This window comes from Kribbella sp. NPDC054772 (assembly GCF_053611945.1).
This window is the reverse complement of sequence record NZ_JBSHBJ010000027.1, coordinates 29,969-50,179: the sequence shown is the minus strand read 5'-3', so window position 1 is coordinate 50,179 and position 20,211 is coordinate 29,969. Positions and strand designations below refer to the sequence as shown.

Sequence of the window (20,211 nt, the reverse complement as noted above, 5' to 3'; positions counted from 1 at the left end):
TGACCTCATTACGATGTGTGCATGGCCGACCAGGTGATCACGCTGTCCGATGTGGCTGCCGCGGCCGGTGTGTCGCTGTCGACGGCTTCCAAAGCCCTCAACGGCACGGACCGGATCTCGGAAGCCACCCGGGAACACGTGCGGGTGACTGCGGACCGGCTCGGCTTCCGGCACAACGCGCTGGCCCGCTCGTTCGCCCGCGGCCGCAGCCAGACGATCGGAGTCCTCACACACCGCGCGTCGAACCCGTTCACCCGCGTGGTGCTGGCCACCGTGGCCACCGAGCTGGGCGCGAAGGAGCAGGCCATCCTGCTGTACGACGCGCGGATGGACGAGCAGCACGACGTGACCGAGAGCATCCTGCAGCTACGTGCCCGCCGGATCGACGGCGTGATCGTGATCGGCACCAGTACGTCGTTCCGGACGCCGTCGCTGACCAGCCGGTTCGACGTCCCGGTGATCAACGCGTTCACGGTGCCGGCGGATCCGCAGGACACCACGATCACCGCCGACGACTACGCGATCGGGCGGCTCGCGATCAGCCACCTGCTGACCAACGGCCGGCGCAAGATCGCGCACCTGACCGCGGAGCGGCACGACATGGCCGCGCAACGCCGGGCCGAGGGCGCCGCCGAGCTGCTCCTCGAGGCCGGGCTCAAGTGGGCGGCACCGGTCCGATTCGGGCGCTGGCGCGAGGAGTGGGGCGAGCAGGCCGCGGCCGAGCTGTTGGCCGAGGTGCCCGACCTGGACGCGATCTTCTGCGGCAGCGACGCGATCGGCCGCGGTGTGGAACGGGCCGTCCGCGCCGCCGGCCGGCAGGTGCCCGGCGACATCGCGCTGATCGGCGTCGACAACTGGGAGAGCCTGATGCACGACCAGCGCGGCACCAGGCACCTGACCACGATCGACGTCGGCCTCGAGGAGATCGGCCGCCAGGTCGCCAACCGGCTCCTGGAGGGCGACCTCCAGCCCGGAGTCGAGTACGTCGAGCCTCACGTGGTCGTCGCGGACACCGCCTGATCGTGGATCGAGTACCGCGGCCGGAAGCCCAGCAACTCCTGCGCCCGCGTCGTGTCAACCAGCGAGCCACGTCCGTCCACAGGTCGCTTCAACGGCACGCCTGGCGCGTACTGGCGCAGTAGTTCGTCCGTCTTGCGGTCGATCAGGATGTCGTCGGCTGCCAGCCCGACCACGTGCGCTCCGGCAGCCGTCGACTCCAGTGCGGCGATGATCGCCCGTACACCGTCCCGCAGGTCCAGATAGGCCCAACCCTCGCGAGCCATGATCGACGGGTCGCGGTCCGCCATCGCGGCGAACTTGACCAGCTCGTCCCGATCCTTGACCAGTGGGAAGCGAAGCGCGATCACATCGGTCCCCCAGCGCCGCCACGCCATCCGCGCGCTCTGTTCGTCCACGCTTTTGGACAAGGAGTACGCGTCGGCGATGTCAGCCTCCACCTCCTCGTCCAGCGGGTAGTACGCCGGCTCGACCTCGTTCACGTTCATCGGTACGCCGAATGCGTTGATACTGCTCGCGATCACCACGCGACCGATCCCCCGCTGCCCAGCCTGCGCCAGCACGTTGAAGGTCGCCGCGACGTTGTTCTCGAACACCTCCTCCGGCGTACCCAGACTGGGATGCGGAATCGCGGCCAGATGCAGTACGGCGTCCGCGTCGGCGAGTGCGGCGGACACATCGTCGGCCGACCGCGCATCGCCGACCAGTGAGCGGTCCGCCGTACTGGCGTGGTCGTAGCGAAGGGACAGACCTGTGACGTCGTACCCGGCGGCTTGCAGACCGTCGACGGCGGCTCGGCCGATGGAACCGTCCGCACCGGTCACCAGAACGCGTTTCACGCCTTGATGCCCCCAGACAGGCCCACGCCACGCAAGAATGCTCGCTGGAAGACCAGGAACAGCAGCACCGGGATCAGCAGGGCCAGGAACAGACCCGCCAACTGGATGTTGAGTTCCGTCACCTTCGCGATCTTGGGCAACGCCACCGAGACCGGCTGGAGATCCGGATTCGTCAGCACCAGCAGGGGCCACAGGTAGTCCTTCCACGAAGAGATGATGCTGAGCAGCACGACCACACCCAGGATCGGCCGCGACAGCGGGAGCACGAGCGAGGTGAACACCCGGATCGAGCCGGCGCCGTCGATCCGGGCGGCCTCGAAGTACTCACGCGGGATGCTGTCGAAGAACCGCTTCACGATCAGCACGTTGAACGCACTGGCCGCGGGCGGCAGCCAGACCGCCCAGAACGTGTTGGTCAGGTTGGCGTGCACCACCGGCATCTTCAGCACGGTCAGATACAGCGGCACGAGCGAGACGATGTGCGGCACGAACAACGTGGCCAGGATCGCCGCGGACAACAGCGCGCCCCACCGCGGGCGCAGCACACTCAGCACGTAGCCGGACGTCGTACAGACGATCAGCGACGTGACCGCCGAACCCGCGGCGATCATGGCGGTGTTGCCCAGGTAGTAGCCGATATGGCCCTGCTGCCACGCGGTGGCGAGGTTCTGCCACTGCACCTGACCGGAGGGGAACCAGCCGAGCGGCGAGCGGATGCTGTCCTGCGTCGGCGAGATCGCTGCCTTGAGCAACCACAGCAACGGCCCCAGACCCGCGACGAGCAGTCCGATCAGTACGACGACCTGCCCGGCCACGAACGGCACTCTGACCCGCGTGAGCTTCCGGTCCGCGTCCGACAGCGCACCACGTTCTTGACTCATTCGGTACTCCAACCACGCGTCGCCAACTGGAAGACCGCGGACAGTACGGCGAGCGCGATCGCCAGCAGCACGCTCAGCGCCGTCGCGGCACCGTAGTCGCCGTTGACGAACGCGTAGTTGTAGATCAGCAACAGAATCGTCATCGTCGACCCCTGTGGTCCACCGCCGGTGAACAGCAGCGGCTCGGTAAACAGCTGCATGGTCCCGATCACCTGCAGGAGCAGCATCAGCAGCAGCACGCCCCGCAGGTGCGGCAACATCACGTGCCACACCCGCCGTACGACGCCCGCGCCGTCCAGCTCGGCCGCCTCGTAGAGGTCCGCGCGTACCGACGTCAGCGCGGCCAGGTAGATGATCACTGCGTTACCCGCACCCGCCCACGTCGCCTCCAGCACGATCGACGGCATCGCCGACGACGGACTGTCCAGCCACGGGAACGGACCGAGCCCCACCGCGCCCAGGATGGTGTTGAACATCCCACTCGCCGACGGGTCGTAGAAGAACCGCCAGAGCAGGATGGCCACCACCGGCGGCGTGATCACCGGCAGATACGCCAGCGTCGTGTACAGCCACGACCTGCCACGCAACTCGGACAGGAACATCGCCAGCAGGACCGGCAGCGGGAAGCCGAACAGCAAAGCCAGCAAGGTGAACCAGACCGTGTTCAGCGCCGCCTGACCGACGCCGGGGTCGGTCAGCACGTAGCGGAAGTTCTCCAGCCCGACCCACTTGACCGGATCGACCAGATTGGTCTGCTGCACGCTCATCACGAGGCCCTTGACGATCGGGCCCCACGAGAACACGACAAAGATCAGGAGCACCGGCAGCGCGAACAGCACTGCCGGTACTCCACCTCGCATCCGCTGCAGATACCTGCGGTTCACCCGTCGCCGCACACCGGCGCCGCGGCTGGTCGCCGGGGCACCGGTGGAACGAGTGGTGGTTGCGGTGGGCAACTCAGCGCCCGAGCTTGGCATTCACGGTGCCGGCGGCCTTGGTCAGCAGCGCACCGACGTCGGCCTTCTCGTTCCCCAGCACGGTCTGCACGACCGGGTCGAGAGCGGCGTACACCTCCTGAGCCTTCACCGGCGGCTCGGCGATGATCTTCTGGTCAGCAGCGACCTTGGTGTATGACGCGAAGTTCTCCAGCGGCACGTTGACGTACGGCTTGATCCAGCCCTGGTACGTCGACCACTGGTCCGCCGAGATCACCGGCAGGCCCGGCGTACCGACCGGAAGCTTCGCCGCCACACCGGCCTTCGCACTCGTCACCGCGGCATCCTGGTCCACGTACTTGTTCAGATAGTTGAACTTGATCCACTTGATCGCCGCGACCTTCTCGGCGTCGGTCGCGTTCGGGCTGACGATCTGGACGCTGCCACCGCTCAGGGTGCCGTGGTCACCGCCCTGCTGCGGCATCGGGCCGATCCCGAACGCCGCCGACGGCAGGCCGTTCTGCTGCACCAGCGTGCGGTAGGCGTCCGGCGCGGCCATGAACATCCCGACCTTGCCGGCCGCGAACGCTTTCGAGATCCCGTTGATGTCGTAGAGCACGGCCTGGCCCATCGACTTGTCGGTCCACTTCATGTCGTGCAGCAACTGCAGCGCGGCCTTGGACGGCGCGTCGTCGAAGGTCGCCTTACTGCCGTCCTCGTTCTCGATCGACCCGCCGAACGCGTACGTCTGGGTGGTGAACATCCAGCCGCCGGTGTTGTTCGTCGTCATCTGCGCGTAGCCGGGCTGACCGGTCTTCTGGGGGATCTGCTTCGCGTCCGCGCGCAGCTCGTCCCAGGTCGCCGGCGGCTTGTCCGGGTCCAGACCGGCCTTCTTGAACAGGTCCCGGTTGTAGACCAGACCGACCGAGTACGCCGCGGTCGGCACCGCGAACACGCTGCCGGACTTGTCCTGGGCGATCTTCAGGACGTTCGGGTTGAACTTGTCCATCAGACCCTGGTCCTTGAGCACCTGGGTCAGGTCGGCGACCTGCTTGCGGGCGATCATGCCCTGCGGCTCGGTGAACGGCACGTTCAGTACGTCGGGCAGCTGGCCGCCGGCGGCCTGCGCCTGGAACGTCGTCGCGTCCCAGATGGTCTCGACCGGGTTCAGCTTGATGTCCGGGTTGGCCTTCTGGAAGTCGGCCACCCGCTTGTCGAAGGTGGCCCGGTTGGCCGGGTCGGAACTGCTCGGACGGTCACCGACCGTGATCGCGACCTGCCCTCCGGAACTCGCTCCGCTACCGGCGGCGCCGCCCGAGGACGGCGCACTGGAGCAGGCCGCCAGCAGAAGCGGCGCGGAAAGCCCTGCAGCACAACGGATTGCAAACCTCTTCATCGGAACTCCTCTGCGGGGATGGCGATCGGCAAGCCGACCGTTCCGCAGAGTAGCGCAAGCGCTTTCGCAAATACCAGACCTCAGGCGAAACTGGTTTCGCTATTCCTGCCGAGCCCGGTCGCTACCGCCGCCGGGGCCCGGTGGTTATCGCTGTCGGGCCCGGTGCTTATCGCTGTCGAGCCCGGTACGACGCGACGCGGGTGCGGCTCGAGCAGCGCGGCGTACAGAACCTGCGCGGCCGGTTCTCCGCCGCGTTCGCGAAGACCCGCTCGCAGTCCGTCGCCGCACAGACCGCGAGGGCTTCGAACCCGTGGCCGGCCGCGAAACTCGCCAGCCCGAGCGCACTCGTCGCCGCCAGCCAGTCGGCCCACGACGCCCCCGGCTTCGCCACATGCAGGTGCCACGGCGTCCCGTCGTGATCCGACAAATAAGGCCGTACGGCGTGCCGCTCGAGTACTGCGTTGAGTACGCGGGCCGCCTGTCCCGGATCCCCGTGGAACACCGGCCGCAGCCACTCGCGGACCATCCGCACCGCGGCCAGATCGGCCGCGTCGACGGCCACCGGCTCGGGCTCGCCGTGCTCGAGCAGGAACCTCCGCAGGTCGGCCGGGGTGCTGAGCTGCTCGGGATCGAGGGTTCGCGTGTTGACCAGGTCGACGGCCAGCCGGAGCTGCCGATCCGGGGACTGATTTTCCACTGGACTCCTCCCGTAACGCCTTTGTTAGTGTAACGCGTAACAGTCAGCTTTGCGTTACAGGAGGTTCGGCGTGCCCAGTTACTACCTCGCGGCGACGCTGGCCCGGTTCGCCGACGAGATGGTCGCGTTCACGCTCGTCCTGCTGGTCCTCGACCGCACCGACAACCCGGCGCTCGCGGGCGTCACCGGTGCGGCGTACGCGTTCCCCGCGATCGTCACCGGCCCGCTCCTCGGCGCCTGGCTCGACCGGACGCCGTACCGCCGCAGCGCCCTCGCACTCAACCAGGCTGTGCTCGGCGTGGTCATGCTCTGTCTGCTGACTTTGGTCGGTCACAGCGCGCACTGGATAACACCGGCGCTGGCAGCGGTTGCCGGTGCGACGTTGCCGATGGTGAGCGGCGGGTTCACGAGCATGCTGCCGAGCCTGTTCCGCCCGGAGCGACTCGCGCGGGCCAACTCCTTCGAGTCCGTCAGCTTCAGCGCCGCCGCGATCGCCGGCCCCGCGACCGCGGCCACCATCGCCGCCGGTGTCTCGGTCGATGCAGCCGTCGCGGTGATCGTGGTCGCGGCAACGCTCAGCATCCTCGCGATCAGCCGACTCCCCGCACTCCCACCCGTCGGCACCTCCGGCGAACCGTTCCTGGCGTCCACCGTCAGCGGTCTCCGCCACCTCGCCCGGACGCCACCGCTGCGCGCCTCGACCGTGACAACCACCTTGCTGATGGGCTTCACCGGCATCCTGCTGATCGCGCTGCCACTGCACATGTCCTCGCTCGGCCTGCCGAAGTCCGCCGCCGGGTACCTATGGACGGCCGTCGAGCTCGGCAGCGTCACGACGGCGTTGCTGGTCCGAACTCGTCGACGTCCAGAACACGTGGTGATGCTGTCGGTCGCCGCTTACGGCCTCGTCCTCACCACATGGCCGCTCGCCCCGTCGTTCGCCGTACTGCTGGTGCTCGCAGTGGTTGCCGGGTTCGCGGAAGGCCCGACGCTCCCGGCGATGTTCGCGGCACGCCAGCAGTACAGCCCCAGATCACTCCAAGGCCGAGTCAGCACCACCGCAGCCAGCCTCCGAGTCGGCACTTCAGCCGTAGGCCAAGCCACCGCCGGCCTCCTGGTCCCCGCACTAGGCACCAACTCAACCCTGCTCATAGTCGGCCTCGGCCTGATGACCGCCGCCGTCACCGGCCACCTCACCACCCACCGAACCACCTAGCCCGCCCCGCCCGCCCCGCCTCGCCTCACCCAGCCTCGCCTCACCCCGCCCCGCCTCACCCCGCCCCGCCTCACCCCGCCCCGCCCCGCGTCGCCTCGCCTCGCCTCGCCTCGCACGGACGGATATCCGTTCGTGTGCAGGGTTCTCCCCTGGTGTACGAACAGAGAACCCCCACCGCGAGGGGTTATCCCCTCGCGCTGGGGGCGCGACGTGCCAGCGGAAGGTCAGTCGTCGAGGATGACCGAGCGGGAGAGGCTGCGGGGCTGATCCGGGTTCAGGCCGAGCGCGAGGGACTTGGCGACGGCGACGCGCTGTGCGACGACGAGGGACGCCATCGGGTCGAGGTCGTGGTGGACGATCGTCGCGCCGGTCGCGGTGACGTCGTCGAGCAGGCCCGCCGGCGGCTGGCCGAAGATCCAGACGCCACGGCCCGGCTGCGCGATCGCGATCGGGCCGTGCCGGTAGTCCATCGCCGGATACGCCTCGGTCCACGCGGACGCGGCCTCGCGCTGCTTGAGCGCGGCCTCGTGGGCCAGGCCGACGGTCCACCGCGTGCCGACGTACGTGACCTGCTCGAGCTTGGCGAGCTCGTCGACGTCGATGGTCAGTGCGGTCTGAGCGTCCGCAGCGGCCTGCGTGAGGTCCTCACCGAGCGACGCGCGGAGCAGCGCCAGCGTGGTGGTCGCGAACCGGGTCTGCACGACGGACTGCTCGTCGGCGAACTCGAGCAGGATGGTGTGGTCGGCCAGCTCGACGATCGGCGAGTCCGCGGTGGCGGTGATCGCGATCGTCGGCAGGTCGGTCTCGCGGATCAGGTCCAGTACTTCGGTCGTCGTACCGGAGCGGCTGATCACGACCACCGCGTCGTACGCGCGACCGGCCGGGAACTCCGAGCCGGCGAACGCGTCGGTCTCGCCCTGGCCGAGGTCCTCGCGCAACGCGGCGTACGCCATCGCCATGAACCAGGAGGTGCCGCAGCCGACGGCCGCGACCCGCTGACCGGCCTTCGGAAGTGCACCGCCGTACTGCGCGAAACCGTCCGAGACCTGGCGCCACAGCGCTGGCTGAGTGGCGATCTCACTGCTCACGAATGGCGTCTGGGTCATGTCGTCTCCGCACTTGTCATGGTCGAAACTGCTCGAACGTGATCGAATGGTGCCAACCAGCCGCCACCCGGCTGACCGATTGTGTGAAGGAGGAGCCCCGGGTGAAGCGTTATGAACGCCTCAACACCTTGCTCGAGTCGCTGGCCGAGAAGGGCGCCATCGACGTCGACGAGCTCGCCGAGCAGTTGCACGTGTCCGCGGCCACGATCAGGCGTGACCTGGACCATCTCGGCAAGCAGCAGCTCCTCACCAGGACCCGCGGCGGCGCGGTCGCCAACGCGGTGTCGTACGACCTGCCGCTGCGCTACAAGACTGCGCGTTTCGCGTCCGAGAAGCAGCGGATCGCGCAGGCCGCGGCCACGCTGGTCCGGCGCGGCATGGTGATCGGGATGAACGGCGGTACGACGATCTCGGAGGTGGCGCGCACACTCGCGACCCGCCCGGAGCTGTCCGCGGAGCACGGTGAGCCGGCGTTCACGCTCGTCACGAACGCGCTGAACATCGCCAACGAGCTGATCGTCCGCCCGCACGTGAAGATGGTGCTCACCGGTGGTGTGGCGCGGCCGCAGTCCTACGAGATGATCGGCCCGCTGTCGCACCGGATCCTGTCCGACCTGTCGCTGGACATCGCGTTCATCGGCGTCGACGGGATCGACGAGACCGGCGCCACCGCCCATCACGAGGGCGAGGCGAACATCAACCAGCTGATCGTCAGCCGGGCCGCGAAGGTGGTCGTGGTGGCCGACTCCTCGAAGCTCGGGCAGCGCGCCTTCGCCCGGATCTGCGAGCTCAGCGAGATCGACACGCTCGTCACCGACGCCCAGGCCGACGACTCCCAGCTGACGGTCTTCCGCGAAGCCGGGATCGACGTCATCCGCGCCTGACCCCCCAAATTCCCCAAAAGGCACCGCACACCTCCCTCACCAGGTGAGTCATGTCCACTGAAGACGATCATATCTGATTGCGTCAAGGTCGTTATGAGCAAGAGTGCGCAGTCTCAGCGCGTGCAGCACGGAAAGCGGACTTCCAACCGCTAGGCTTCGGATCAGCATGGGTACCGCAGCCGCAGAACACTCCGCCGACCATTGGGAGAACGCCATCGCCACCGGCATCGACCCGACGTCCTGGGCGTACGCCGAGGACTACACCGGTGAGGACGAAGTCGTCACCGGTGCGCGGGCGAGCGCCGCGGACAGCGGTGTCGCCCCGATCGGCCCGGGCACGTCCGCCGCGCTGAGCCTGCTCGCTGCCGGCGCCGGCGCCAAGGCAGTCGTCGAGATCGGCACCGGGACCGGCGTCTCCGGCCTCGCCCTGCTGCGCGGGATGCGCCCCGACGGCACGCTCACCACGGTCGACATCGACGCGGAGAACCAGCGCCTGGCCCGTAAGACGTTCCTCGACGCCGGCGTCGCGTCGAACCGGTTCCGCCTGATCGCGGGTGCCGGGCTGGACGTGGTGACCCGGCTCACCGACGGCCACTACGACCTGGTGTTCTGCGACGCCGACCGGCGCGAGAACACGGCGTACCTGCACGAGGCACTGCGGCTGCTGCGCCCCGGCGGCGTCGTCGCGTTCGCCGGCATCCTCACCGGCGGCCGTGTCGCCGACCCGGCCCGCCGCGACGCCGACACGATGGCACTGCGCGACCTGGTCCGCGCCGTCCGCGAGGACGACGACCTGGTCTCCGCCCTCCTCCCCACCTCCGAAGGCCTCCTCACCGCCGCCAAGCGCCTGCAGTAGCAGCACGGAGCGTGCCGAACCGCCACCGAGAGTGGCGGACGAGCAAGAGAAACGAACCAACAAAAGATACAAACCTACTAAGATGAGCAGCGTTTAGTACGTTTGTCGGTCTGCCCGGGATCAGCGACCAGACGATCCGTCTTGTCCTCGAGGAGCTCAAGACCGAGCAGAAGGTCAGTCCTGAGGGGACGGGACGCGGCGCCGTCTGGCGGCGCATCCCGGATGAGGATGACGCCTAGGACGTGAGGCGGGTCAGTTCGGTGGTTACTACGTGCCAGGGGTCGGTCATGGGGTCGATGAGTTCGTAGTGGCCGCAGTGGTCCACGCGGTGGAAGTGGGCCGTGGGGTGGGCGCTGAAGTAGGACTCGGTGACGCTGAGCGGGACGACGGTGTCGTTGACGCCGTGGATGAGCGTTACCGGTGCGATGGAGGCCGGGAGGTGCGCCGGGTCGAGGTCGTTGCGCACGCCGCCGCCGATGAAGGCCTGTACAGCGCCGTCGCCGAGACGCTGCTGGTCAGCCAGCAACAGGTCGGCTAAGGGGGCCAAAGCGACCACACCGCGCAGCTGGACCGGGTTGAGCGTCGACGCGGCCCACAACGCGAGTTGACCGCCTGCGGAGTGGCCCATCAGCACATAGCCCGCGTGGACGTCCACGAGATCCGGGAGTGCGTCGAGCGCCGTACGGATGTCTGTGGTGGTCGCGTCCGGGTCGCCGGGCTCGCGGCGGTACTCCAGCGACAGCACGGACCACCCCAGGTCCGACAGGGCCGCACCGAGCGACCGGGCGTGCATCCGGTCGGTCTTCGGCCGCCAGAAACCGCCGTGCAGGAACACCACGGTCGGCCGGTACTCCTTCGCGTGCCAGTGGTCGATCACCTGGTCCGCGTGGTCGCCGTACTTGAGCTCCTCATCGGGCTCACGCGCAGTGCGCGACAGTACCGACCGGTCCTCACTCATCCAGACCTCCCGAGATAGCGCAGGGCGTTCGCCGTCAGCAGCTTGTGCTGTTGCTCCGCGGTCAGGAAGCCGGCCTTCCGTACTACTTCCCCGACCGGCCGCTCACCCAGTGGATAGGGATAGTCACTGCCGACCAGAACGCGGTCTTCCCCCAAGGTATCGACAAGTAGCCGCAAAGGCGCTGATTCGAACACCACCGTGTCGACCAGGATCCGGTCCAGGTACGTCGCCGGTGGATGCTGCGAGCAACCGCGCACGATGTCTCCGCGCCGGTGCCAGGCGTTCTCGAGTCGCCCCAGCCAGAACGCGAAACTCCCGCCCCCGTGGGCGAAACAGATCCGCAGGTACGGCGGCAACTGGTCGAACGCCCCGCCGAGGATCATCGCCAGCAACGACAGATGCGTCTCGGCCGGCATCCCGGTCAGCCAGCGCGCCATCCACCGGTCCAGCCGCGGACCGCCCGGCATGTCCCACGGATGCACCAGCACCGGTGTCCCGGTCTCCGCGCAATGCTTGAGGAAGGCAACGATCCCGGCGTCGTCGAGGTCCTTGTCGCCGACGTGGTTGCCGATCTCGACGCCGGCGTGACCGGCGGCGCGGCAGCGGTCCAGCTCGGCGCAGGCGAGGTCCGGATCCTGCAGCGGCACCTGGCAGAACGGCACGAACCGGTCGTCGCCGGCGAGTGTCTCCAGGGTCAGGTCGTTGAAGATCCGCGCAAGCTTGACGGCCTGGTCGGCGGGCCGCTCGTACCCGAAGAACACCGGGGTCGGCGACACCACCTGCAGATCGATGCCGTCGGCATCCATGTCCGCGCGCCGGACGGCCGGATCCCAGGCCTGCGGTCCGATCGGGCGGAACTCCGTCGAGCCGATCATGATCATCGCGGCCCGCTCGGAGTCGATCCGCAGCCACGGCCAGCCGTCGCCGCCGCAGGCCGCCGCGAGATCCGGCCAGCCCTTCGGCACCAGGTGGGTATGGACGTCGACGGTCATTTACCCGGATGCACCGTGCCGCAGTTCGGGCAGGTACGCGCGTCCTCGCTCTCGTAGAACGCGGTGAACACCGGTGGCAGGTCGGCGACGATATCGGTCACCTGCAGCTCGACCTCGTGGACGATCCCGTTGCAGTTGGCGCAGTACCAGCGGAACTTCTCCAGGACGCCGGGTTCGCGGACGCGTTCGATCACCAGGCCGATCGACTCCGGTCCGCGTTGCGGGGAGTGCGGCATGTTTCGCGGCAGGACCCACATCTCGCCGGCATTCACCGCGACGGTCGCGGGACCGTCGTCGGTCATCACGTTGACCCGGAGCTCACCCGAGATCTGGTAGAAGAACTCCTCGTACGGGTCGACGTGGAAGTCGGTGCGCTGGTTCGGCCCGCCGACCACCATCGTGATGAAGTCGTCCCCGGTCGGGAACATCTGCTTGTTGCCGACCGGCGGCTTCAGCAGGTGCTTGTTCTCCTCGATCCACTCCGGGAAGTTCGTCGACTCCAGATTCGCCATCACTAGCTCCTTTGCGGGATCGCCGCTACGGCAGATATTTCGATCAGCAGCTGGGGATGCGGCAGCTGATGTACTGCGACAGTCGTTCGCGCCGGCCCGTTCTCGTCGAAGAACTCGCCGTACACCTCGTTGTACCCGCCGAAGTCGTTCATCGACACCAGGTACGTCGTGACGCTGACCAGATCCTCGAGCCCGGCACCGACCGCGGCGAGGACGTCCCGGATGTTCTCCAGCACCGCCCGCGTCTGCACCCGGATGTCCAGCTCCACCGTCCCGAGCGGATCCACCGAGGCCCCCGCGATCGAGTTGTCCGCCCGCCGGCTCGACGTCCCCGACACGAACGCGAACCCACCGGCCACCTTCACATGCGGATACCGCCCCCGCGGGCTCGCCTTCCCTGGCACCACCTTCGCGTCAGCCACGCAATCACCTTGCCGCACGGGCCGCGACCCGCCAAGTACCTACCGCGCGCCGCGCCCGGCTCGCTATCATCGAACGCTCGCGAATCGGAGACGGAAGGCCGGGGCTGAGGGTGACCGACAAGGGCGTGTCTCTGCAGGACATGATTCGCAAGAGGCAGGCTGGAGCGTTCGTCGGGCGCACCGAGCCGCTCCGCCAGTTCGAGCAGAACCTGGCTCTCCCGCCGGACGATCCACGCCGTCGCTTCATCTTCACCCTGTACGGCGACGCCGGCATCGGCAAGACAACCCTGGTGCGACAGTGGCAACGGGTCGCCGTACGCCAGGGACACGCCACCGGGTACGTCGACGAGGCCGCGCTGGACATCCCGTCCGCGATCGAGATGCTCGCGCGCAGCCTGGCCGCGGAGGGAGCCGAGTGCGAGGCGTTCACCGGCAAGCTGACGCAGTACCGCAAGCACCGGCACACGGTGGACTCCGACCCTGGAGCGCCTTCGGGCATCTCGTCGCTGCTGACCAGGTCGGCGGTCCGGATCGGTCTGCGGGCGGCCGAAGGGATCCCGGTGGTCGGTGCCTTCACGGGTGAGATCGACAAGAACGAGGCCGCGCTGCAGGCCGACCAGGCGCGCGCGTTCCTGGCTCGCCGGTTCGCCAGGCACCAGGACATCGAGCTGCTGCTGGCACCGGTCGACGTCCTCACCGCGGCCTTCGCCGAGGACCTGCAGTCGATCGGCCGGCAGCGCCCGATCGCCTTGTTCGTCGACACGTTCGAGCGGACCGGCCAGTTCCTGAACGACTGGCTGCTGGAGTTGCTGGAGGGCCGGCACGGCGGCCTGCCACCGAACCTGGTGATCTCGATCGCCGGCCAGCGGCCGCTGGACGCCAACCTGTGGGCCGACTACCTGGGCATCCGGACCGACGTCGAGCTCGAGGTGTTCACCGCGACCGAGTCGCGCCACCTGCTGGCGACCCGCGGTATCGACGACACCCCCACCGTGGACGTGATCCTCAAGCTGTCCGGCGGATTGCCGGTCCTCGTCGCCACCCTGGCCGAGTCGTCGGCCGCCCGGGGCACGACCGAGCTGGGCGACCCGAGCGAGACCGCGGTCGATCGCTTCCTGAAGTGGGAACCGGATCGGGACCGGCGAGCGGCCGCGGTGTCCGGCGCGCTGCCCCGGCGCCTGGATCGCGAGGTCCTCACCGTGGCCGGCGGTACAGCTGATGACTTCGACTGGCTTCGCCGGCTGCCGTTCGTGGTCAATCACACCGACGGCTACCGGTACCACGACGTCGTCCGTGGTCCCATGCTGCGCTCGCTCCGCCGGGAAGCGCCGAACGAGTGGACCACCCGGCAGCACGCGCTGGCCGCGCACTACGAGACCCGGCGCGGCGAGCTCGGCGTACCGACTGCCGAGGAGTGGAACGACAGCCGCTGGCGGGAACTGAAGCTGGAGGAGTCGTACCACTACCTGTGCGCGACGGGCACGCCGGCGCTGCCGTCCGCGCTGTCGACCTTGATCGAGGGGTACGGGCGAACCTCGGACACCGCGGCGAAATGGGCGCGGATGATCGAGCAGGCGGGCCGGGACACCGACCTGCCAGAGATCCAAGCTCGCGGCGAACAGCTCGCGACCTGGCTGCAAAGCGGCGCAGACGAGGAGATGCTGCTGCTGTCCAGCCTCGCCGCGGACGCCTCGCTGGACGAGGCGCACCGGGGCTTGGCCCTGGCCGAACGCAGCCAGGTCCACGAACGTCTCGGAGACTTCGAGAGCTCGCTCCGGGATCTCGACAAAGCGGCGTCGATGGCTCCGGACCGGCACTGGATCATCGGCTGGCGTGGCTTCGCGCACTTCCAGTTGGGCAACCACGAGCAAGCTCTGGCCGACCTGACCCGGGCCATCGAGCTCCGCCCGCGCTACGAGTGGGCGTTCAGCACCCGCAGCGACGTCCACCAGACCCTCGGGCAGTACGAGGCTGCCCTCGCCGACATCGATCGGGCCCTGGAGATCGATCCGGCCGACGCCCTGTACTTCGCGACCCGCGCGTCGATCAAGCAAGCGATGGGCCGCTTCGCCGACGCGGTCGCGGACTACGACCAGGCGCTGGTCCTGGCCCCGGACGACGCAGCGTACTTCGCCTACCGAGGCGACGCCTGGTACGCGCAGGACCGCCATCCGGAGGCCCTGGCCGATCTCGACCGCTCCCTCGAACTCGAGCCGCAGTACACCTGGGCCCTGACCGCCCGCGCATCCGTCCTACGATCGCTGAATCGGACTTCTGACGCGCTGGCCGACGTGAACCGAGCGCTGGCCATCGAGCCGGACTCCGCCTGGGCGCTGTTCGTCCGGGCCCTGATCCACCTCGACGACGACGCACTCGCCGAAGCGCAGGCAGACCTCTCCGCCGTGCTCTCGATCAATCCGCAGAACGCCTACGTGCTGGCCCGGCGTGGCGACCTCCTGTGGCGGGAAGGCCGGCTGACCGAGGCATTGCGCGATCTCGACCAGGCCATCGAGCTCGAGCCGGCCTTGGAGTACGCGTACGGGCGCCGCGCTGAGGTCCATCGGCTGAACGACAACGTCTCCGCCACCCTCGCGGACCTGGACCGGGCCGTCGAGCTCGATCCTGAGGACGACTGGGCGCTGGCGGAGCGCGGCGACGTACAACTCGAGCAGGGCAGGTACCGGCGCGCGCTCGATGACCTGAGCCGTGCGGTGGCGATCGATCCCGACTACGCCTGGGCAATCTCCCGGCGTGCGGAAGTACAGGAACATCTGGGCGACCTATCGGCCGCACGCCTCGACCACGACCGCGCGGTCGACCTGGCACCGGAGGAGGCCGACTTCCGGATCGAGCGGGGCCGGTTCCTGCACCGCATCGGCGACCACGCGGAAGCTCTGTCCGACTTCACCCGCGTCATCGACGGGGAGCCGGACAACACCTGGGCCTGGAACTCCAAGGGTGAGGTGCATCAGGCTCTCGGCGACGATACGGCGGCGCTGGCGGCCTTCGAGCGGGTCTTACAGCTCGACCCGACGCGCAGCTGGTCGCTGTACCGGCGCGCGCTCATCTACCGCCGGCAGGGTCGGGAGGCCGAAGCCCAGGAGCTGCTGCGGTCCGCGATCCAGGTCCAGGATTCCGAGCTTCCCGGCGTACTCAACCGCGTGGTGTACCTGATCGCGCTCGGGGATCAGACGGGTGCGCGGGAGCTGCTCGTGGAGTTGCTCCGGGCCAAGCCGTTCGGCGATGACGTCCGGGAGACGGCCGACGACCTGACCGAGCTCGGGACGATCATCGGTGCGGACGCGGTGGCCGAGTGTTCGGGTCTGCTGGCCGAGTACCGGGCCACGATCGACCCGATGGGTTGATCAGGTCAGCTCTACGCAGACGTTGGTGGATTCGGTGTAGAAGTCGAGGGAGTGGCGGCCGCCTTCGCGGCCTATTCCGGAGAGTTTGACGCCGCCGAACGGGGTGCGGAGGTCGCGGAGGAACCAGGTGTTGACCCAGCAGAGGCCGACGTCGAGGGCGGCGCCGGCTCGGTGGGCGCGGCCGACGTCGCGGGTCCACACCGTCGCCGCGAGGCCGTAGTCGCTGTCGTTGGCGAGCGCGTACGCCTCGTCCTCGGTGTCGAACGGGGCGATGTGGCAGATCGGGCCAAAGATCTCCTCGCGGTTGGTGCGGGCGTCGGCGGGCAGCCCGGTGACCACCGTTGGTTGCACGTAGCAACCGCCGTCGCGGGCATCACCGAAGGCCGGTACGCCGCCACCGGTCAGCACCTCGGCACCTTCGGAGCGCGCGAGATCGTAGTACGACAGGACTTTGTCGCGGTGTTGTTTGGAGATCAGCGGCATGTTCATCGTGGCCTCGTCGGACGGCCAGCCGTACGTGAGCTCGGAAGCGCGTTGCGCCAAGCGTGTGCAGAACTCGTCGAACACCGGCCGTTGCACGTAAAGGCGTTCGGTGCACAAGCACACCTGGCCGCCGTTGGTGAAGACGGACCGCACCGAGCCCTCGACCGCGTCGTCCAGTGAGGCGTCGGCGAAGATCAGGCCCGCGTTCTTCCCACCCAGCTCGAAGGACACCGCCTTCACCCGATCGGCGGCCACCTTCGCGATCGCCGTACCGGTGGCGGACTCGCCGGTGAACGTGATCGCGTCGACTCCGGGATGCCGGGTCAGGTACTCCCCCGCCGACGACGGCCCGAAACCGTGCACCAGGTTGAAGACACCGTCCGGTACGCCGGCCTCTGCCATCACCTCGGCGAGTACGGTCGCCGACGACGGCGTCTCCTCGGACGGCTTCACGACCACCGTGTTGCCACAGGCAAGCGCCGGCGCCACCTTCCAGGTCAGCAGCAGTAACGGCAGGTTCCACGGGACGACGATCGCGACCACACCGACCGGTTTCCGTACGGCGTAGTTCAGCGCCCGCCGCCCGTCGGGAAGGACAGTTGTGTAGGACTCGGTCGGCACCGTGGTGGCGAAGTCCGCGAACGCCCGGAAGTTCGCCGCGCCGCGCGGGATGTCCAGCGTCCGCGCCTGGCTGATCGACTTCCCGGTGTCACCGACCTCGGCCGCCACCAGGTCCTCGAACCGTCGCTCGAGCCCGTCCGCGACCCGGCGCAGTACCGCGGCCCGGTCTTGCTCGCTCATCCGTCCCCACGGCCCGCGCAACGCCGCCCGAGCGGCCGCCACCGCCGCGTCCACGGTCGCCTCGTCGGCCTCACAGACGTCGAAGATCTGCTCCCCGGTCACCGGCGACACCTTCGCGAACCGCGCCGTACTCTCCACGAACGCACCGCCGACAAAGTGCCGCAACACCCCGACCGACCGAGGCTGTCCAGTCAGCAACTCAGGCGACCACAGGCCGGTCATCCGCGTGTCCGTCGACGGGCTATGCCTAGCAGGCTCGCAGCCACTGCGACCACGCCCGCGCCCAGGAGCTGGTGCTGGCGGCGGACTCGGCGTTGGACCTCGGCGTACGGCGTGGTGGAGAACGACACCAGCTCGTACCGGGACACGTAGCGCCCCGGAAGCGCCCGCTCGAGCGCGTGCTCCACCTGTTTCTGCAGCCGGAAGACGGGCGACGCGACCTTGTCCCGCATCTCGACGAAGTTCGCCAGCGCCATCTCGGCGATCGCCTCGGTGTTCTCGCGGCGGCGCGTCTCGAACAGCGGCAGCGCCCGCGCCCAGGAGCCGCCGGTGTCGTCCAGGCAGCGATCCAGCTCGACGACGTCCTCGAACGCACAGTTCGCACCCTGGCCGTAGAACGGCACGATCGCGTGCGCCGCGTCGCCGACCAACGCGGTCCGCCCGTGGGCCTGCCAGGGCAGGGTGTGCACGGTCCCGAGCACGCCGACGGGATTGTTCAGGTAGTCGTCGACCAGGTTCGGTGCCAGCGGCAACAGATCGGGGTAGTTCACCCGGAAGTGGTCCTCGATCCCGGCGGCCGAGGTCAGCGCGTCGAACGAGCCGGCCGGCCAGAACAGCGTGCAGGTGAACGAGTGGTCCGGATTCGGGAGGGCGATCATCATCGACGTACCGCGCGGCCAGATGTGCAGCGCGCCGGGGTCGAGCGCGAAGTCACCGTCGGCGGCGGCCGGGATCGACAGTTCCTTGTAGCCGTAGTCGAGGAAGTCGACGTGTTCCGCGACGATGCCCTCGGCAAGCAATTGCTCGCGGACCGCGGACCCGGCACCGTCGGCGCCGAGGACGATGTCCGCGCTGACCGACACCTTGCCGGACGGCGTCGCGAACACCATCCGACCGGCCTGCGAGTCCAGCTCCACCAGGCGATGCTCGAACTCCACCGTCACGCCGGGCGCGGCCGACGCCGCCGACAGCAGCGCGTTGTTCAGTGCGCCGCGGCTGATCGAGTTGATCGCGCGCTCCCCCGACGCGGAGTACGCCTGGAAGTCCAGCGGTCCCGTCACCGGGTGGATCATCCGGCCCTTCATCGGCAGCGCGTCCGCCATCACCTGGTCGACCAGTTCGATCCGCCGTAGCGCGTCCAGCCCACGCTCGGAGATCGCCAGGTTGATCGACCGGCCGCGTTCGGCCTCGCCGAGCCGCGGATCGGCGCGCCGTTCGTACAACGTGACCGACAGACCGCGCCGCGCGAGGAAACACGCGAGCAGCGAACCGGTCAGTCCGGCCCCGACGATCGCGACTCTCATGCCATCACCTCGGTCAACGCAGCCGCGGCCCGCCAACAGTCGTGGTACGACGAGTACAACGGCACCGGCGCCAATCGCAGTACGTCGGGCTCCCGCGCGTCCGCGATCACGCCGTACTCGAACCGCAGGCGCCGCGACAGCTCACCGGCGCGCAGGCCGTGAACACGCAGGGAGAGCTGGGCGCCACGTCGCGCCGGATCCGTCGGCGTGATCACCGGGGACGGCCCGGTCGCCAACAGTTTCTCCAAGTACGCCGTCAACCGCACGCTCCGCTCCCGCAGTACCTCGATGCCGATCTTGTCGAAGATGTCCAGCGACGTGCGGACCGGGCTCATCGCGAAGATCGGCGGGTTCGACACCTGCCACGCGTCCGCGGTCGCCGGCGGCCGCGCCTCGGGCTTCATCTCGAACCGGGTCGCCGCCTCGGTGCTCCACCAGCCCTCGAACCGCGGCAGGTCACCGCCGAGGTGCCGCTCGTGTACGAAGGCGCCGGCGATCGCTCCCGGTCCGGAGTTCAGGTACTTGTACGAGCACCATGCGGCGAAGTCCACGTCCCAATCGTGCAACGCCAGCGGCACGTTTCCGGCCGCATGCGCGAGGTCCCACCCGACGACCGCACCGGCCGCGTGACCGGCCCTGGTGATCATCGGGATGTCCAACAACTCACCGGTCAGGTAGTTCACCCCGCCGAGCAGGACGAGCGCCACATCACCACCGAGCTGCTCCACGACATCCGCCGTCCGCAGACTGTCCTCACCCGGTCGTGGACGCAATCGGATCACCGCATCCTCCGCGTCGTACCCGTGGAACCGGACCTGCGACCGTACGGCGTAACTGTCCGACGGGAACGCCGAGTCCTCGATGACGATCCGGTGCCGGGACCGCGTCGGCCGGTAGAACGACACCATCAGCAGATGCAGGTTGACCGTCAGCGTGTTCATCACGACGGTCTCGCTCGGCAGCGCCCCGACCAGGCGGGACGCGGCGCCGGTCAACAGCTCGTGGTACGGCAGCCACGGCCGGTCCGCGTCGAGATGGCCCTCGACGCCGAGCGCCGCCCACGCGTCCAGGTCCGCGAGCAGCTCGTCGCGGGTCGCCTTCGGGCGCAGACCGAGCGAGTTGCCGGCGAAGTACGCCACCTCGGGATAGCTCCCACCCTGCGCCGGCGGTACGTCGAACAGCTCGCGGTGCCCCGGGTCGGCGATGTCGAGTTCCAGGGCTCCTTGCTCGGACAGAGCCTCCGTCATCACGCCCCGGCGACCTCGTCGGAGTCCTTGGGCTGTACCGTCTCGGCCGGCTTGGCGGAATCGGCGGGCTTGGCGGGATCG

The 20,211-nt window shown here is 68.7% G+C and carries 18 protein-coding genes; 5 read left to right on the top strand and 13 right to left on the bottom strand.

The window, feature by feature from the left end; translation table 11 throughout:
* The first annotated feature begins 21 nt into the window (after positions 1–21).
* Positions 22–1,020 (top strand): LacI family DNA-binding transcriptional regulator, encoded by a 999-nt coding sequence (locus ACWGID_RS31190; protein WP_452202635.1) that lies wholly within the window; start codon positions 22–24, stop codon positions 1,018–1,020.
* Here ACWGID_RS31190 and ACWGID_RS31185 read toward each other — a convergent pair.
* The 5 genes from ACWGID_RS31185 to ACWGID_RS31165 form a co-directional block, all read right to left on the bottom strand.
* Positions 993–1,856 (bottom strand): NAD-dependent epimerase/dehydratase family protein, encoded by an 864-nt coding sequence (locus ACWGID_RS31185; protein ID WP_452202633.1) that lies wholly within the window; start codon positions 1,854–1,856, stop codon positions 993–995. The two genes, ACWGID_RS31190 and ACWGID_RS31185, sit on opposite strands and share 28 nt — an antisense overlap.
* Entirely contained in the window at positions 1,853–2,737 is an 885-nt protein-coding gene (locus ACWGID_RS31180; protein WP_452202631.1) for a carbohydrate ABC transporter permease, read from the bottom strand. Before ACWGID_RS31180 ends, ACWGID_RS31185 begins: the two co-directional genes overlap by 4 nt.
* Complete coding sequence (locus ACWGID_RS31175; RefSeq protein ID WP_452202629.1) at positions 2,734–3,597, bottom strand: carbohydrate ABC transporter permease; 864 nt, start codon at positions 3,595–3,597, stop codon at positions 2,734–2,736. Before ACWGID_RS31175 ends, ACWGID_RS31180 begins: the two co-directional genes overlap by 4 nt.
* Before the next feature lie 97 nt (positions 3,598–3,694).
* The gene (locus tag ACWGID_RS31170; RefSeq protein WP_452202627.1) at positions 3,695–5,068 is read right to left on the bottom strand and encodes an extracellular solute-binding protein; all 1,374 of its coding nucleotides are present in this window, start codon (positions 5,066–5,068) and stop codon (positions 3,695–3,697) included.
* 166 nt (positions 5,069–5,234) lie between these two features.
* A complete protein-coding gene (locus tag ACWGID_RS31165) occupies positions 5,235–5,765 on the bottom strand; it encodes a CGNR zinc finger domain-containing protein (protein WP_452202625.1) in 531 nt (176 codons plus the stop codon).
* A gap of 70 nt (positions 5,766–5,835) precedes the next feature.
* Here ACWGID_RS31165 and ACWGID_RS31160 point away from each other — a divergent pair, with 70 nt between their 5' ends.
* Entirely contained in the window at positions 5,836–6,981 is a 1,146-nt protein-coding gene (locus ACWGID_RS31160) for an MFS transporter (RefSeq protein WP_452202623.1), read from the top strand.
* A gap of 224 nt (positions 6,982–7,205) precedes the next feature.
* Here ACWGID_RS31160 and ACWGID_RS31155 read toward each other — a convergent pair whose 3' ends face one another.
* Positions 7,206–8,087 carry an SIS domain-containing protein gene (locus ACWGID_RS31155; protein WP_452202621.1) on the bottom strand — a complete coding sequence of 294 codons (882 nt, stop codon included), beginning with the start codon at positions 8,085–8,087 and terminating at the stop codon, positions 7,206–7,208.
* 101 nt (positions 8,088–8,188) lie between these two features.
* On the opposite strand from ACWGID_RS31155, the gene ACWGID_RS31150 reads away from it, so the two are divergent.
* Together ACWGID_RS31150 and ACWGID_RS31145 are read left to right on the top strand one after the other, a co-directional pair.
* Positions 8,189–8,971 (top strand): DeoR/GlpR family DNA-binding transcription regulator, encoded by a 783-nt coding sequence (locus ACWGID_RS31150; RefSeq protein ID WP_452202619.1) that lies wholly within the window; start codon positions 8,189–8,191, stop codon positions 8,969–8,971.
* Between the two features lie 166 nt (positions 8,972–9,137).
* Positions 9,138–9,827, top strand: coding sequence for an O-methyltransferase (locus tag ACWGID_RS31145; protein ID WP_452202617.1), 690 nt, complete (start codon positions 9,138–9,140; stop codon positions 9,825–9,827).
* A 235-nt stretch (positions 9,828–10,062) separates the two neighbouring features.
* Here ACWGID_RS31145 and ACWGID_RS31140 read toward each other — a convergent pair whose 3' ends face one another.
* The 4 genes from ACWGID_RS31140 to ACWGID_RS31125 are packed head-to-tail and all read right to left on the bottom strand — an operon-like array spanning position 10,063 to position 12,711.
* Positions 10,063–10,785 (bottom strand): alpha/beta fold hydrolase, encoded by a 723-nt coding sequence (locus ACWGID_RS31140; protein ID WP_452202615.1) that lies wholly within the window; start codon positions 10,783–10,785, stop codon positions 10,063–10,065.
* Positions 10,782–11,777 carry an amidohydrolase family protein gene (locus tag ACWGID_RS31135; RefSeq protein WP_452202613.1) on the bottom strand — a complete coding sequence of 332 codons (996 nt, stop codon included), beginning with the start codon at positions 11,775–11,777 and terminating at the stop codon, positions 10,782–10,784. The genes ACWGID_RS31140 and ACWGID_RS31135 overlap by 4 nt, the downstream gene beginning before the upstream one ends.
* Positions 11,774–12,289, bottom strand: a complete 516-nt coding sequence (locus ACWGID_RS31130; protein ID WP_452202611.1) for a 3-hydroxyanthranilate 3,4-dioxygenase — start codon at positions 12,287–12,289, stop codon at positions 11,774–11,776. Before ACWGID_RS31130 ends, ACWGID_RS31135 begins: the two co-directional genes overlap by 4 nt.
* A gap of 2 nt (positions 12,290–12,291) precedes the next feature.
* Entirely contained in the window at positions 12,292–12,711 is a 420-nt protein-coding gene (locus ACWGID_RS31125) for a RidA family protein (RefSeq protein ID WP_452202609.1), read from the bottom strand.
* 140 nt (positions 12,712–12,851) lie between these two features.
* Here ACWGID_RS31125 and ACWGID_RS31120 point away from each other — a divergent pair, with 140 nt between their 5' ends.
* Positions 12,852–16,076, top strand: coding sequence for a tetratricopeptide repeat protein (locus tag ACWGID_RS31120; protein ID WP_452202607.1), 3,225 nt, complete (start codon positions 12,852–12,854; stop codon positions 16,074–16,076).
* On the opposite strand, the gene ACWGID_RS31115 is transcribed toward ACWGID_RS31120, so the two are convergent.
* Genes ACWGID_RS31115 through kynU form a run of 3 tightly spaced genes read right to left on the bottom strand, consistent with a single transcriptional unit; the run spans position 16,077 to position 20,130 of the window.
* Complete coding sequence (locus ACWGID_RS31115; RefSeq protein WP_452202605.1) at positions 16,077–17,582, bottom strand: 2-hydroxymuconic semialdehyde dehydrogenase; 1,506 nt, start codon at positions 17,580–17,582, stop codon at positions 16,077–16,079.
* A complete protein-coding gene (locus ACWGID_RS31110) occupies positions 17,579–18,883 on the bottom strand; it encodes an FAD-dependent oxidoreductase (protein ID WP_452202602.1) in 1,305 nt (434 codons plus the stop codon). Before ACWGID_RS31110 ends, ACWGID_RS31115 begins: the two co-directional genes overlap by 4 nt.
* Complete coding sequence (gene kynU, locus ACWGID_RS31105) at positions 18,880–20,130, bottom strand: kynureninase (RefSeq protein ID WP_452202600.1); 1,251 nt, start codon at positions 20,128–20,130, stop codon at positions 18,880–18,882. The genes ACWGID_RS31110 and kynU overlap by 4 nt, the downstream gene beginning before the upstream one ends.
* Between the last annotated feature and the right edge of the window lie 81 nt (positions 20,131–20,211).